The organism is Cetobacterium sp. 2G large, from assembly GCF_014250655.1.
In the GTDB taxonomy this organism is placed as follows: domain Bacteria; phylum Fusobacteriota; class Fusobacteriia; order Fusobacteriales; family Fusobacteriaceae; genus Cetobacterium_A; species Cetobacterium_A somerae.
Window position 1 is genome coordinate 1,076,024 of the sequence record NZ_JACHTH010000005.1, and the last position, 14,398, is coordinate 1,090,421.

General features: G+C 27.9%; 12 protein-coding genes and 1 tRNA gene. 5 read left to right on the top strand and 8 right to left on the bottom strand.

Translation table 11 applies throughout. The features are described 5' to 3' along the window. Positions 1-7 precede the first annotated feature (7 nt). On the top strand, positions 8-475 hold the full coding sequence (locus tag H5J23_RS07995) for an SRPBCC family protein (protein WP_040405898.1): 468 nt from the start codon (positions 8-10) through the stop codon (positions 473-475). Positions 476-515: 40 nt separating this feature from the next. On the opposite strand, the gene H5J23_RS08000 is transcribed toward H5J23_RS07995, so the two are convergent. Next, on the bottom strand, positions 516-1,940 hold the full coding sequence (locus tag H5J23_RS08000; RefSeq protein ID WP_185891714.1) for an amino acid permease: 1,425 nt from the start codon (positions 1,938-1,940) through the stop codon (positions 516-518). A 166-nt stretch (positions 1,941-2,106) separates the two neighbouring features. Between H5J23_RS08000 and yedF the strand changes: the two genes are divergently transcribed. From yedF to H5J23_RS08015, 3 genes are all read left to right on the top strand, one after another. Continuing rightward, on the top strand, positions 2,107-2,694 hold the full coding sequence (yedF, locus tag H5J23_RS08005) for a sulfurtransferase-like selenium metabolism protein YedF (RefSeq protein WP_185891715.1): 588 nt from the start codon (positions 2,107-2,109) through the stop codon (positions 2,692-2,694). Beyond that, a complete protein-coding gene (locus tag H5J23_RS08010) occupies positions 2,694-2,969 on the top strand; it encodes a DUF3343 domain-containing protein (RefSeq protein ID WP_023049597.1) in 276 nt (91 codons plus the stop codon). The genes yedF and H5J23_RS08010 overlap by 1 nt, the downstream gene beginning before the upstream one ends. 28 nt (positions 2,970-2,997) lie before the next feature. Then, a tRNA-Sec gene (locus tag H5J23_RS08015) sits at positions 2,998-3,091 on the top strand. A 44-nt stretch (positions 3,092-3,135) separates the two neighbouring features. Here the strand turns inward: H5J23_RS08015 and H5J23_RS14090 are convergent. The 6 genes from H5J23_RS14090 to ebgA form a co-directional block, all read right to left on the bottom strand. Then, positions 3,136-4,377, bottom strand: coding sequence for a trehalase family glycosidase (locus H5J23_RS14090; protein WP_221892793.1), 1,242 nt, complete (start codon positions 4,375-4,377; stop codon positions 3,136-3,138). Further along, on the bottom strand, positions 4,338-5,393 hold the full coding sequence (locus tag H5J23_RS14095; RefSeq protein WP_221892794.1) for a hypothetical protein: 1,056 nt from the start codon (positions 5,391-5,393) through the stop codon (positions 4,338-4,340). Before H5J23_RS14095 ends, H5J23_RS14090 begins: the two co-directional genes overlap by 40 nt. A 61-nt stretch (positions 5,394-5,454) precedes the next feature. Next, positions 5,455-6,852 (bottom strand): amino acid permease, encoded by a 1,398-nt coding sequence (locus H5J23_RS08025; RefSeq protein ID WP_370523843.1) that lies wholly within the window; start codon positions 6,850-6,852, stop codon positions 5,455-5,457. A 180-nt stretch (positions 6,853-7,032) separates the two neighbouring features. Continuing rightward, a complete protein-coding gene (locus H5J23_RS08030) occupies positions 7,033-8,250 on the bottom strand; it encodes an IS256 family transposase (RefSeq protein ID WP_221892802.1) in 1,218 nt (405 codons plus the stop codon). A gap of 125 nt (positions 8,251-8,375) precedes the next feature. Continuing rightward, positions 8,376-8,828, bottom strand: coding sequence for a beta-galactosidase subunit beta (locus H5J23_RS08035; RefSeq protein ID WP_185891718.1), 453 nt, complete (start codon positions 8,826-8,828; stop codon positions 8,376-8,378). A gap of 10 nt (positions 8,829-8,838) precedes the next feature. Next, positions 8,839-11,886, bottom strand: coding sequence for a beta-galactosidase subunit alpha (gene ebgA / locus H5J23_RS08040; protein WP_185891720.1), 3,048 nt, complete (start codon positions 11,884-11,886; stop codon positions 8,839-8,841). A 198-nt stretch (positions 11,887-12,084) separates the two neighbouring features. Between ebgA and ebgR the strand changes: the two genes are divergently transcribed. Further along, positions 12,085-13,062 carry a transcriptional regulator EbgR gene (gene ebgR / locus H5J23_RS08045; RefSeq protein WP_185891721.1) on the top strand — a complete coding sequence of 326 codons (978 nt, stop codon included), beginning with the start codon at positions 12,085-12,087 and terminating at the stop codon, positions 13,060-13,062. 54 nt (positions 13,063-13,116) lie between these two features. Here ebgR and H5J23_RS08050 read toward each other — a convergent pair whose 3' ends face one another. After that, positions 13,117-14,016: an aldo/keto reductase family oxidoreductase gene (locus H5J23_RS08050; RefSeq protein ID WP_023049596.1), complete on the bottom strand. Its 900-nt coding sequence runs from the start codon at positions 14,014-14,016 to the stop codon at positions 13,117-13,119. Positions 14,017-14,398: the final 382 nt, after the last annotated feature.

Consider the following 14,398-nt stretch of genomic DNA (forward strand, 5'->3'; position numbering starts at 1 on the left):
GATTTGTATGGAACTAAAAGAATTAAACGAAAAAGTACCATTTTTTGTTCAAGGTATTGATATTGAAGCCCCAAAAGATTTTGTATTTAAACTTATATCTGATTACAGTAAGCATGCTCTTTGGATTACTGGTTTAGAAGACGAGAAGCATACAGATGCACCAGAAGTTACTGGTTCTACTTTCTGTGAAAAAATAAAAATGTATGGTTTTAAAGAGGAGTATTGTGGAAAAGTTTTAGCTTATGAAGAAGGGAAAATGTACCAAATTGAAGTAGGCGATAAATGGGTAGACTTTAAACTTGAATATGATTTTGAAGAGGTTAATCCAACTAAAACTCATTTAATACTAACAGCTTGGACATTAAAAGGAACTTCATTACATAAACTTTTCAATGTTTTTAATAAAAGAATTCTAGAAGATCAACTAACTAGATTAAAAGTTGTTGCTGAAACTGAATTTAATAAAACAAAATAACAAAAATGGAAGAACTCAAGTTCTTCCATTTTTATTTAACCTATTTTTTCTTATTTTCTTTAGATTTATGATTTATTCCACTTAAAAATTTAATAACTAAACCTATTAACATAAACATTAATAGACCACCATAATATAGCTTCATTTTATCTAATTGCTTCACTACTGGTACTGTAAAGTCATATCCTGCAAAAATAAAAGCTATAAATGTCATTGCTGAAACTGATAATCCTGCTAAAATAGGTATTAAGTTCCCTTTTGATATTTGAAACGGTGATACATAACCTCTTTTTCTAAAGAATATATAACTTATTCCTAAACAAAAATACGGCACAATTAAAGCCATCGTTGTCATATCATATACTCTATAGTAAAGCTCTCCTGCTGCTTCTCCACCAAAAGTTGTAAGAGCTATGAATAAAAATGCTAATATTGTTTGGAATATTAAGGCATTTCTTAAAATTCCATTTTTATCAGACTTCTTTGTTAACCAATCTGGAAAAGTTCCTTTTGGTGCTTCACTGAATACTCCAGCAGCCAGAGAGCTTCCCCAAAGAATAAGAGCAACTAACGTTATTAATGAATAAGCTATTCCCATTAATTTAACAAACCAAATTCCTAATCCTATCTTATCTCCCATAAATTTAAAACCTGCTAAAACTGCATTTATTAAAGATATTTTTGAAAAATCCTCTTGCGTTCCAAATGCTGAAACTGAAACAATTCCTAAAACATAAAGTATTCCTATTAACATTGAGGCTACAAGTAATCCTTTTACAAAGTTTTTCTCTGGATTTTCTACTTGATTTACATATGGTCCTACTACCTCTCCTCCTCCAAATGCAAATAATATCCATGAAAACGTTCCTAAAGATCTAGCTAAATCAGATTTAGATGTAGTTTTTATTATAAACATTTCAGTTGTTAAGTTTGTAGCTCCTTGACCTGTTAAATGAAGGTATATTCCAGCTACTAAAAATATTAAAACTGTAAATAAAGAAACATAACCTATAGGCTTTGAAAGAGCTCCAATAGCTTTTTGATACTTCACACCAATAATTAATGATATAACCAATGCTACTAAAGATAAAGTAGCTGTTTGTATATTTGATATATTCGCATCTCCAAATAGTCCAAAACTAAAGTATGTTGGCACTCTTGTTGCCAATGTTGGTAAATAAAATATATTTGCTATAAAATATGACCAAATTGCAAAATAGGCCATTTTTTTTCCTAATCCTATCTCTATCCATGAATATATTCCGCTCGTTCTATCTTGAGCATACGCTCCAAATTCTGCCATTATTAAACAAAGTGGTAAAAAATAAAATAATATTCCTATTACCAACATTGTGGCGGATGACATTCCTACTTCTTTAAAATTATTGGCAATATTTCCAAATCCAAATACTCCCAAGAATATCATCATTACTAGTGATGACACAGATAGATACTTCTTTTTCATTCTCAACTCCTCGTACTGTATTATATTTAAAACAATTTTTATAATAACACCTTTTACATTAAAAATCAATTTTTTTATTGTCTATATTATATCAATTTTAAAGTATAATTTTTTGTATAAATATTGTATAATTAAAAAAAGTATAATTTTCAAGGAGTGTGGAATAATGATAAAAGTTAATGCTATTGGACAGACTTGTCCTATACCAGTTATTATGACAAAAAATGCTTTAAAAGAAATAACAGAAGGTTCAATTGAAGTTTCTATAGATAACAAAATTTCTAAGGAAAATATTGAAAAGTTTTCTAAAGAGATGGGGTTTTCATTTACTACTAGAGAAGAAAATGGAATATTTTTTATTCAAATAAATAAAACAATTAATGAAGCTTTATCAAATTCTAGTACTTCTAATGATGAAAATAACACTATTATAGTTATTGCTTCTGATAAAATGGGTGATGGTGAAACTGCTCTTGGTGAAACTTTAATGAAAGGTTTTATATATACTCTTACTGAAATGGAATCTCTGCCAAAAGCTATTCTTTTCTATAATAAAGGTGTTTTTTTAACAGCTTCTAATGAGACTACTATAAAAGACTTAAGAATTCTTGAGGAAAGAGGAGTTGAAATTCTATCTTGTGGAGCTTGTCTTAATTTCTATCATTTAGAAAACAATATTGCTGTCGGGAGCATCACAAATATGTACAACATAATAGAAAAACAAATGAAAGCAAATAAGGTGATTAGACCATAATGAACTCAGAAAATTTTTTAATTATAACAATCGATTCAACTCATTTAGTTATGAAGGTAGAAAAATTCTTAGTTGATAGCGGAATAGATGTTCGAATCATACCACTACCTGGTGAGTTAAAAGCTAGCTGTGGTCTTTCTTTAAAAGCAAATATTGAAGATGCACATAAAATATTAGAACTTTTAATTGAAAATAATATAGATAAAAATATATATAATTTCTATCTTTGTGAAAAAAATGGTTTTAAAAAGAACTTTTCTACTTTTAATTTTTAAATATTTATGATATAATAAATATGAAATTGGAAGCGGATGAGTTACTGGTGTACTCAGCAGTCTTCAAAACTGTCTTGGCGAGTTAAATCGCTGGTAGGTTCGATTCCTATACGCTTCCGCCAATTTTAAAAGTTCAGCCTCACTAAATAGTGAGGCTTTTTTATTTCTATTTTTTTCCTAAAAAATCTTTATAAATTAAATAATAAACTGATGCTGACCAACTAAAATTTGAACAATGCAATCCCTCTCCTGTCTCTGGATTATAATTCTCTCTAATTACTCCATCAGTTAATAACCCTTCTGAGTTTTCAAAAAGTTTTATACTTAAATCTTGTGCTTCTTTTTTATATCCATAGTTATTTAAACCTACTATTCCAAAATATGCTTGGTCTAACCATACTGGTCCACGCCAATATTTTACTGGATTATATTTTAGATTATCCTTTGCTGATGTTGGAAACGGTAAATATGTATTCATAACATTTTTATCCATTATATTTTCAACCACTCTTTTAGCTTCCTTCTTTGTAGATAAATTTGCCCATAATGGAATATACCCTTCTGTTCCTTTTCCTCTATTTACAAGAAGTTTTTTATTTCCGTTCTTGTCTATCTGTAAATCATAATAATACCCTGTTTTTTCATCAAACATATTTTTGTTCACATATTCTTTAACTTTTTTTGCAGATGCTAAATACTCTTTTTTCTCACTAAGCAGACCTAACACTTCTGCCATATTACTTAAGTATATTTTTTCAGCATATAAAAATGAATTTAAATCTACAGATTCTTGATTTATAGAATAGCCTATTAAATTTCCTTTTAAATCCTTATTTTCTAAAACCTTAACACCTACATCATCTACTCCATATCCTTCTACATCAAATCTAACAGCATTATCCATTCCACTTTCCCATGCTGCTGCTAATATTATCTCTTCCGAAGTATTATTTAACCTGTGTACCATTCCACCGTATTCAGCAATACCATTTTTGTCGAAATCTCTATTTGTATACCACCAATTATGATACTCTTTTAATTTAGGATACATCTCTTTTAAAAACTCTTTATCCTCAGTCACTTTATAAACTTCCCAAACTGCCCATGCTGCTAAAGCTGGCTTAGAATTTCTTTCATTCCAATTTCCACCATCTCCATATCTATCTTCATCTTTATTATAAAAAATAGCATCTATAATCACTCCTGCATCTTGAGGTCTTATTTTATCATTTTTCGTTATTTGGTAATCAAAAAGAGCTCTTATATTATTCTTAGCTAACTCTTCGTTAAAATTAACTGTAGCTACAGCTTGCTTCCAAGAATCCCATGCCCAAAATCCATTAAACCACTTATAACTTACAGAAGGTGTTATTCCATCTGTTTTATGGCTCCTGCAGGACTTCTCCAATTCGTAATTAATGTATTAACTGATTTCACTGCTGCTATATCATATTTAGAATTCAAACTCTCTATTTTTACAGTTTTATCTATATATCCTTGCCATCTTTTATTATTTTCAACGAAATATTTATCACCATTTTTTAATATATCTTCTATTAATTTTTTTTCTTTATCAGCTTCATCTTTTGTAAATGTATATGATTCTGTAGTATAAGTAACTAGTTCATCTTTAGGTGGAATAATTATAGAGTTTTCAAGTTCAGATTTATATGTATCATTTTTAATTTGTGTTTTTACAGATAATGAATGTTTTATTTGAAACTGTGTATCATTACTCATTAAATAATCCCAAACTAGCCTCTTTTCTTTAAAATCAACTATGACTCCATTTTCAGATTTTTTCAAAGAATTATTAAGGGATATATAATTATACTCTTTATTTTTTTCATTCCATTTTCCTAATTTATTATACAATTTTCCAGACCAATTTAAACTAATATTTAAATCTTTATCTGTTTTATTTGTTATAATTGTTTTTACAAGAGCTGTTCTATTTGTAACATAAATTAATTCTAACACTAAATCCATGTCTTTCAAACTATAACTTTGAATTAATTTACCAGGAATATAATCAAACTTTGCTTTACTTGTTGATAAATTATATTTCTCATTTGTCGCTTTATTTATAATCTCAATTTTATTAAAACTATCTGATAAATTTGCAGCATACTCTTCTGCTAAATAAAACGGCCCTGCAAACCCTCCATACATAGAGTATTTGCCATATTCTGGTTGATAGTAACCATGCCAAGCTCCTAAATCTACAAAACTATTTATATAGTTTGTTCCTAATTTATCAGTTTCTTTTCTTGGGGCAAAATACGTAAATTCCTTTGGTTCACCTTGAAGATTTAATATATTTTTATAACTCTCTCTATTAATATTTTTATTATTATTTTTCTCTTTTGTCGAGCAACTAAAAAGTAAAAAACTAATTGACCCCAATGTTAATATTCTTTTCATATTTTCTCCTTATATAAAATTTATAGTACGGATATTAAAAATATCCGCACTATTTAATTTTTTATGCTAATTTATTAGATTTTCTCTTTTCTATTCCTAATGCTTTCTTTTCATAACTATTATATTTCCATAGTGCCCATCCCATAAATATAACTACTCCTCCAACATTATAAACTAATGTTAACATAATGCTTTGACCTTCCGGAAAAATAGCTGCAATAAATGCTACTGAAAATATACATAGTAAAAATGATGTCACTATTAAACCAAATTTTCTTGATCCCATTTTGAAATCTCTTTCTAAATAATCTTTATTTAATCTTAAGTTAAAATATGCAACCATTATAAACAATGGTGGTAAAAGTGATGTTGCTGCTGTCATATTTATAATTATTCCCAATAATTCATTTATATCTCCAGATCCTAAGGCAGGTATTAATAGTAAGGGTATTACAATTAAAAATTGAATCCATGTAGCTCTTTCTGGAATTCCATATTTGTTTAAAGCTACTGTTTTCTCTCCAAACATATCCTTTGGAATCTCTGAGAAAAAAACCTTAACTGGAGCTGATGTCCAAACTAGAAGAGCTCCTAAAGCACTAGCTAACATAACCACACCTATAAAGTGATGAACTAACTTTTGACTTATTCCAAAATGATTTCCAAGGCCTACAAATACTTGAAATATTCCAGATGCATAAGATAATTGATCTTGCGGAACAAAAACATTTACTAGTAATGATCCTACTGAATATAATCCACCTATCATTATTCCTGCAACTACTATCATTCTAACAAAAGCTTTAGATCCTCCTTTTAAATCGTTTATATAAACACCTATAGCTTCAGATCCTCCTGCAGCAAAGAATATCCATGCCATTGCTCCAAAAAACTTCCAATTGAATGTTGGAGTCATAGCTTGAATTGTTATTGGAGTTGCTGGTTGGACTCCACCTAATAGCGCGCCTCCACATAGGATAATAAAAGCAAATGACATAAATAACATTAAAGAACTTCCAAAACTTGTAACTTTACCTATCCATTCTGCACCTTTAGTAGAAACCCAAGTTGATACAGTAAAAATTAGAATTGATAGGATTGATATAGTCATTGGAGTAAATGTGTACTCATATCCCCAGAATGCATATGATGTATAAACTAAAATGCTTGGAAGCAATGATGTAAAATAAAATAAATTTACAAACCAGTATGCATATGCACTTAAAAATGCCCACTTAGGACCTAACGATGATTTTACCCACTGATAAACTCCTGATTCAGAATCTTTATTCAAACTAACAAACTCTGATATAATAAAAACAAATGGTATAAAGTAAAACAATGTTGCAAATAAGAAACCAGGAGCCGAAGCCATCCCGATTTCTATATTATTATTAATTACATTTCTAAAATTAAATACTGCTGCTATTGTCATTGATAATAGTGAAAATTTTCCTATGAGTCTTCTTCAAATTTTGTGTAAATTCTAAAAAATTAGAGTAATATTTTATATTTTTTAGGGATGATTTTTTTTAAAGTCATCCCTTTTTAAATATCCATTTTTACATATTTTAGTGTAACTTTAACAAAGTGGACGAATTTTCCACTTTATTAATTTTATAAATTCATACGCTTAATTTTAAATTCTTCCTTCAAAATATATTTGAAATTGTGAAATCATTTGCCCCCAATCTCTTTGACGGCTTGTCCATTTTTTAGTAATGTCTTGTGTTGCTAAGTAAAGCATCTTTAGTAAACTATCATCTGTTGGGAAAACTGACTTGTTTTTTGTGACTTTTCTTAGCTGCCTATTGTATCCTTCGATTGTATTTGTAGTATAAATTAAGGTTCTTATTTCTTGAGGATATTTAAAATATGTTGATAATCTAGACCAGTTATTTTTCCAAGATATTGCAATCTTTGGATATTTTTTACCCCATTTTTCGTCGAATAACTCTAAGTTTAATAGCGCGCTCTCTTCTGTAGTCGCTTTATACACTAGCTTTAGATCAGCGATTAAAGCCTTTATATCTTTATATGATACAAATTGTGTAGAACTTCTTATCTGATGAATTATGCATTGCTGAATTTGAGTTTGAGGATAGACAGCTTCTATAGCATTGGCAAACCCTATAAGTCCATCAACACAAGCAATTAATATATCTTCAACTCCTCTTGATTTAAGTTCATTCAGTTTACTAAGCCAAAACTTAGCAGATTCATTTTCTCCAACCCACATTCCAATAACATCTTTCTCTCCAGATGAACTAATTCCAATAGCTATGTATACAGCTTTTTTTACAATTTGTCCTTCACTTCTTACATGATAGTGGATAGCATCCATAAAAACAATTGGATAAACTGCCTCTAAGGGACGAGTTTGCCATTCTTTAACAAGAGGAAGGATCTTATCAGTAATTCTAGTAATAGAACTATCCGAAACTTGATAACCATAGATTTCTTCGATATGTGACTCAATATCACTAGTTGTCATTCCTTTAGCATACATAGAAATTATTTTAGCTTCTAAGTCTTGCCCAATTGTATTTTGATGTTTTTTGACAACTTGAGGTTCGTATTCGCCATTTCTATCACGGGGAACATTAACCTCAATTTCACCAGCGCTACTTTTAAGTTTCTTAGAGCTATAGCCATTTCTTGAGTTGTTAGAATCTTTATTTCGATAGTCATACTTAGTATATCCTAACTCCTCTTCTAGCTCTCCTTGATAAAACTCTTCTATCATAACCTTCATCATATCTTTAAAAAAAGTATTAAGATCATCAGGACTAGAGATAGGATTTTGTTTCAAAAATTCTCTCACTTTAATTCTTTTTTGCTTTTCTTCTTCAGACATATTTCTTCTCATAAAAAAACCTCCAAGTTAGATAATTTAATATTACCCCAACTTGAAGGTTTACACAAATATTTAATTAGACCCTTTCCTATCTTTGCTCTTGTTGACATATATCCTCCATAATACTATTTATTTAAGAAATAATTATCTTCAATTGTTACCTTTAAAACTACTTTTTTTAAATTTTTTGCCTCCTTAAATCTAAAAGCTTCATCATTTTCAATTATTATTAAGTTTCCAGCTGTTAAGTTTACAATCTCTCCATCTCCATGAAAATATTCTGTATCATTTTCATCAGAATAACTATTTTTTATATTTAAATCATTTTTTTTAGATATTTCTAACGCCTCTTGTCCTTCTATATAATAATGAATATCCATATATCTTCTATGACCTTGAAAATCTACTTCGTTTATATGGTTCTCTGTTTTAAACATATAAACTAAAGAGTCCCCGATACTATGATATCTATTCTCTTTTATATTTGATATATTTTCAATAGCTTCTTTACATCTAATCCATTTCTTCCCACTTCTAAATATATCTTTAAATTCATCAAAACTATTTAAAATTAACATCTACTCCTCCTTAATAACTATATTTAGATAACTCTTTACCTTTTATACTTCCAGAACTATAAGGTAAAATTGAGAATTCATACTCAAAATTATTCATATAAACTCTATACGAATCTAATACTTCAGACCCCCATGAATTAGATCCTAATCCAAGAACTTTATAATCTAAGTTTAAAGTTATATAATTAGATTTTTCTAATTCATTTATATGTTGTGCTTTATATATATTTTCTTGAGTAAAATTCCAAGCACTAAAATTAAGAATATCTTTAGATTTTATGAATATCCCCTCTCCAAAATGATTAGTTAATGATATCCATTTTACATCTTGTCTGTTTCCATTATCTTGTGGAAACGGATAATTAGTAAACATTCCATCTATAGTATTTTTATATATTCCAATTATATTCGAAACTTTGCTATCTTGATAATTTTCTCCAGGTCCTCTACCATAGTATTCTACATTTTGATACTTTTTATTAATTCCCATCTCCATTCCTATTTTTGGAATAATATCATTGTATTCTCCATACTTCTCTCCTGATAACTTAAATGTTATATATCCATTTCTATCTATTTCATAGACATAATTACATCTAATACCAAAATTAAATACTGGTGGAGCAACTAAAGACTTAACTGTTACAATAACTTTTTCTTCATATTCTTTGATATCTAAAGTTCTAAATTGCTCTTGTAAAATCTGTAAATGATTAGGAATCCATAAATCATTATGCTCTTGTTTATGATTATCTATCATAGGTTTAAAGAAGTTTAATTTAGGTGATTTTTCTATTATCTCTTCACTATTAAATATCCAACTTTCTAATTTTCCATTTAATTTTGAGAATTTCACTTCAAAATTAAATCCTTCAATCGTTAAATCTAATTTATTATCTTTTATAATTAAAGAAGTTCTATTATTTGATTCGTATCTTTCTTCAATTACTTTTCTATCTTGTAATTTAAACTGATATATTCCTAACTCATAATTTTCTGAGCTATATAATGTTTTTGAGTCTTTTTTCACTTTAAAATTCACATAAACTTCTCTATTATCTCTAATTTCTTCACCTAACGATACATTAAATGTCTCTCCTGAATTTATTCCTAACTTTTTTATAGTTCCTTGAGATAAAATATCACCTTCAGCTACTATTTCATAATGAAGAGTTATATCATCTAAATTTATATACCAATATTTATTTTCAATTTCAAATTCATTCTTATTCTTTGTGTTTTTAATTTTTACAGGACAAATAACTTGTTTGTATTCTTTTAAACCTGGTCCTGGAGTCTGATCAGAGAATATTAATCCATCCATACAAAAATTATAGTTATTTGGGTAATCTCCGTAATCTCCTCCATATTTATAAACCTCTTTCCCATTTTCATCAAACTCTAAAATTCCATGATCACACCATTCCCAAATATAGTGCCCTTGTATATGATTGTGTTTATAAAACACATTTTGATACTCTGTCAATCCTCCTGGTCCATTACCCATAGCATGAGCATACTCACATATAATTCTTGGTTTATCCATTGGATGTTCTCCAAAGTAATTCATCATCTGAACTCTAGAGTACATTGTACTTATAACATCTACAACCTCTCCATCTCTATCCTCTTCATAATGAACCAATCTTGTATTATCAAGCTCTTTTGCTCTTTTACACATTTCACGAATATTAACTCCATATCCAGACTCATTTCCTAAAGACCACATTACTATACTTGGATGATTTTTTTGAGCAGCTATATGTCTTTCTATTCTTTCAACATATACATCTCTCCATTCAATATCATCAGTTATCATACTTAGGTTTCCAACATTAGCAAATCCATGTGATTCAACATCAGTCTCTGCCATAACAAACAATCCATAAATATCACATAATTCATAAAATCTTGGATCATTTGGATAATGAGCTGTTCTTACTGAGTTTATATTGTGTTGCTTCATTAAAATGATATCTTTTTCAGCTCTATCTATATTTATAGCTCTTCCACTCATATGGTCGTTATCATGTCTATTAACTCCATGTAACATTAAGTATTTTCCATTTATATAAAATAATCCATCTCTTACTTTTATATCTCTAAACCCTACTCTTTGAGGTACTACTTCTAATACTTCATCTTTTTCATCTATTAACTCTAATATTAAATCATATAAATTAGGTGTCTCTGCAGTCCACTGTTTTGGATTTTTTATAGTTTTTTCTAATGTTACTTTTTTTATTTTATCAATTTCTAAATTTTCAACTATTTCTGAAAAAATTACTTCATCCTTATCAAATAAAGACCATCTTAACTTATAATCTTTTTTTGTAACTTCATCTAAATTTTCAACTTCTATATCTATTTCCAATTTTGCATCAATATAATTTTCATCAAAAATTGTTTTTATAAAGTAATCTTGAATATGAGATTTTGTTTTTCCAATTAAATAAACATCTCTAAAAATACCAGCTGTCCACCACATATCTTGATCCTCTACATATGTTGAATCTGCCCATTGTAAAACTTTTACTGATAATAAATTTTTTCCTTCTTTAACATATTGTGATACATCAAATTCAGTTGTTAATCTACTTCCTTTATTAAATCCAATATATTTTCCATTTACATAAACTTCAAAATATGTTTCTACTCCATCAAATTTTATTATAACTTGTTTATCTTTCCAATTTTCATTTAAAACAAAAGTTCTTTGATAAGCTCCTGTTGGATTATCTGTTGGAACAAACGGTATATCTATTGGAAAAGGAAATCCTTCATCTGTATATTGAAGCTTTCCGTGTCCTTCAAATTGCCACATATTTGGAACATTTATTTTTCCAAAATTTTCAATCTCTTTCTCATAAAATTCTTCTGGTACTAAAAATGGATTTTCAAAATATTTAAAGTTCCACTGCCCATTTAAAAGCATAAAATTTCCACTTCTATCTCTTTGATATGTTCTAGCTATCTCTTTATTTTTATAACTAAAAAAGTATGCTCTTTCTCTCATTCTATTTTCATTAGTTTTTTTAACATTTTCCCAATTGTTCATATTTTATATACAACCTCCCAATTAAGTGCTTTTTAAGTTTTTTTGTTACACAAATCGAGTATACAACTTTTAATCTGCTTTGTCAATTTTTTTAGTAAATATTTTACTAAAATTTTTACTAAAATATTTTTTAATTATTGCAACAATAAAAAAATATGTTATTATATATACAAGAATATATAATAATTAGGAGGTTTCATGGCAACTTTAAAGGAAATTTCAAACCTAACAGGATTATCTTCTGCTACTGTTTCAAGAATTTTAAATAATGATTCTACATTATCTGTTAAAGATGAAACAAAAAGAAAGGTTTTAGAAGTAGCTGAGAAAATTGGATATAAAATATCCTCAAAAATAAATTTACAGGAACAAATCAACTTTTTAGCTCTTTTTAACTATAGTGAAGAGCTTGAATTTAACGACCCTTATTACCTGTCAATTAGATTTGCTATCGAAGAAGAATGCAAAATTTTGGATATAAACCTTGATAAAATTTATAATAGTAATATTGGTTCTGTCGAAAAAAAATATGATGGGATTTTATGTATTGGACAATTTAATGATATTCAAATAAAAAAAATACAAAAAATATCTAGTAATATAATTTTTATAGATTCTTGTAATAATAAAGAATTTGATTGTATTACTGCTGACTTAAAAGAAATCTCAGAATGCATCGTAGATTTTTTTATACAATGTAATTATAAAAAAATTGGTTATATTGGTGGTCGAGATTTTGAAAATATTTTAGATGAGAGAGAAGAAGCTTTTATAAAATATTCTCTTCTTAAAAAGGTCGTGGATGAAGATAACTTCTATGTTGGAGATTTTTCTAGTAGCTCTGGTTATAATCTTGCTAAAACTATGATTGATAATAACAATTTACCTGATGCTCTTTTTATTGCTAACGATTCTATTGCTATTGGAGTTTTAAAAGCTTTAAATGAAAATAAAATAGAAATTCCTAATAAGATTGCTATTATAAGTATAAATGATATTCCAGCATCAAGTTTTACATATCCTGCTCTTTCAACAATTAAAATTCATTCAGATTTAATGGGAAAAGAAGCTATAAGAATTTTAAAAGATAAAATCGAGAGCAACAGAACGATGCCACTAAAAATAACAGTTCCTTTTTCTTTAATCTTAAGAGAAACAACAAAAAATACACTTTAAGTAAAAAGCCCTACTATATTTCTTATATAGTAAGGCTTTTTTATTTCTATAATTTTATGGAATATCATTTCCCATTCCATTTACTAATATTTCAAACCACTCTTCTCTTGTCAATTTTATATTACACGCTTTCACAGCAGACTCTAATCTTTCTATCTTTCCACTTCCACAAATTGGTATTAAATTTGCTGGATGAGATAAATGCCAAGCATAGATTATCGTATCAGACTTACAATTATACTTTTTAGATAATCTCTCTAGAACTTTTCTTAACTCTACTGCATTTTCATCCCCAGAAATAAAGATTTCTCCACCTGCTAAGGGAGACCAAACCATTATAGGAACTCTTTTTTCCTGCATTAAGTTTATTGTTCCATCATAAAAATGTTGTGTTTTTAATGGTGATAACTCTATTTGATTAGTAACAAGTTTGAAATCCAATCTACTTTGTAAAAGATTAAAATCTGATGGTAAAAAATTAGAAACTCCCCATTCTAAAACTTTCCCAGCCTTTCTTAAATCAGTTAAAGCTCTTGCTGTTTCATCAGCATCCATATACATATCAGGTCTATGAATCAATACTAAATCTAAATAATCTGTATTTAAATTTTTTAAAGATTTTTCTACACTTTTAACTATATGTTCATAGCTTGTATCATAACAATGATATGTATTTTCAGGCATATTCTCTGATACTAGTTTTATTCCAACTTTACTTACTAATTGCATTTTTGCTCTTAACTCTGGTTTTAAAGCTAAAACCTCTCCAAAAATTTTTTCACAAGTATAACGTCCATAAATATCTGCATGATCAAATGTTGTAACACCTAAATCAATTGCTTTTTCTAAATATTCTGATAACTCTTCTTTAGACATTCCCCAATCATTTAAACGCCAAAATCCTAATGCTATTTTTGACATCTTTAATTTTTCACTTAACTGTGTATAGTTCATAAAAAGCCCCCTTATATTAGTTTTGGTTACACTTAGTATATTCTTAAAATATATAATTGTCAAAACAAACAATAAAATAAATCAATATAAAAAAGAAGACCTTGGGAAGGGTCTTCAATTTTTAACTAATTTTTTGGTTGGCGTAAATAACAGCATTTACTTTAACAGTTTATAACAAAATAATTCGTTTGTCAAACTTTTTATATAAAATAATTTGTTAATCATTATTTTCGTTTTAGATAATTATATTTTACCTTTGTCGACTTAGTAAAAAAATATTGAAAAGTTAACTAAATTATGGTATCATTTTTCCTAAGTAAACGTTCTTAAATTCACTAAAATTTGATTAATTCATTTACTAGTTTATTTTTAAGAGCAAGTT